Origin of the sequence: Dietzia sp. CQ4, assembly GCF_014145125.1 — a bacterium.
GTDB classification, from domain to species: Bacteria; Actinomycetota; Actinomycetes; order Mycobacteriales; family Mycobacteriaceae; genus Dietzia; species Dietzia natronolimnaea.
On record NZ_JAALDZ010000205.1, the window covers coordinates 1 to 1,480 of the forward strand.

The following is a 1,480-nucleotide window of genomic DNA, read 5'->3' on the forward strand; positions in this document are numbered from 1 at the left end:
GCCGAGGGCGCCGCTGCCGACGAACGCGGCCACGATGGCGGCCGCCACCCCGAGGAGCGTGATGACGGGCATGGCCCACCCCGTGCCCCGGGTCGCGTGGGCCCCGGTCGGGGTCGGCTCGGTCGGGGTCGGCTCGGACGGGGACGCCTCGGTCCGGTGCGGTGTCGACTGGTCCATGGTGACGACCGTAGCGGCAGTTCACCGGGGTGGCGACCCGGCGCGGGTCGCGGCGACCGGATGCACGGGACGGCGCCGACGTGCAAGGTGGGAGACATGACCACATCTACGAGCGTCACCGTCGAGCGCGTGATCGACCACTCGGCGGCCGAGATCTTCGACATCCTCACCAACCCGGAGAACCACGCCAGGCTGGACGGCTCGGGCTTCGTCCGCGGGGACTACAAGTCCGACCGGATCCAGCAGGTGGGCGACGTGTTCTCCATGGACATGGAGGGTGAGCACATGGGTGGCGAGTACCGCACCGAGAACCACGTCACCGGCTACGGCAAGGACAAGATCCTGGCGTGGCAGACCGCTCCCGCCGGCACCGAGCCCCCCGGCTGGGAGTGGGTCTGGGAGCTCGAGAACCGCGGGCCCGAGTCGACGCTGGTCCGCCTGACCTACGACTGGGGCAAGGTCACCGACAAGGAGATCCTCAAGAAGGTGTCCTTCCCGCTGGTGTCCGAGCAGCAGCTCGAGGACTCGCTGTCCAACCTCGCCGCCGCGGTGGCCGGCTGAGCAGTTCACCCCGTGGTCGTCAGCTCCCGCAGGTGGTCAGCGCCCGCAGCATCTCGCCCCAGTGGGCCAGCGGCAGGAGGTGGCCCTCACCCGCGTAGATCGTGAGCTCGGGCGCGCCCAGGTGCTCGGCCAGCCATCGCCCGTTGGCCGGTGGGGCCATCTCGTCGTCGTCGCCGTACCAGAGGTGCACGGGCGCGCGGACGTCCTCGACCCGGAAGCCCCACGGGCCGACGAAGGCCACGTTGTCCCACGCGATCGCCCCGGTGCCCTGCCGGAGCGCCTCGCGGAAGTTCACGACCAGGGCCCGCCGGGCCGCGGGGTCGGCGATCACCGCCGCGTCGCTGTTAGCCCACATCCAGTCGACCCACGGCGCGGTCTCGTCGTCCCTGACCGAGAGCATCGCGTCGAGGATCCCGGAGTTGCCGGACCGGAAGAGCTCGGCCGCGTGGGCGGGGTCCCCCGGTAAGTGGGAGAGCGCCTCGAGATCTCCCGCGGTCAGCGCCTCGCGCGCCCCGGGCATCCGATCGAACGGGGCCAGGCCGCCGGCGATTCCCACCCGCATGACGCGATCGGGCGCTGCGGCGGCGGTGGCCAGCGCGAACGCCCCTCCACCCGACCAGGCCGAGACGGCGAACCGCGCCACCCCCAGCTCGTCGGCGACCGCCAGGACGTCCCGCGCGACCCCGCCCGGGCTGATCGGCCCGGGGTCGGATAGGCCGTAACCGGGGCGATCGACGCCGAT

2 protein-coding genes are annotated in these 1,480 nt (G+C 72.6%); one reads left to right on the forward strand and one right to left on the reverse strand.

From position 1 onward, the window contains the following. Positions 1-273: 273 nt before the first annotated feature. Positions 274-738, forward strand: a complete 465-nt coding sequence (locus G6031_RS12310; RefSeq protein ID WP_182639723.1) for an SRPBCC domain-containing protein — start codon at positions 274-276, stop codon at positions 736-738. Between the two features lie 19 nt (positions 739-757). Here the strand turns inward: G6031_RS12310 and G6031_RS12315 are convergent. Continuing rightward, the coding region (locus G6031_RS12315; RefSeq protein WP_182653413.1) for an alpha/beta hydrolase at positions 758-1,480 on the reverse strand (723 nt) is incomplete at its 5' end.

Excerpts from the sequence above, each read along its gene's own strand:
- G6031_RS12310 (WP_182639723.1), top strand. The coding sequence starts at position 274 with ATGACCACATCTACGAGCGTCACCGTCGAGCGCGTGATCGACCACTCG.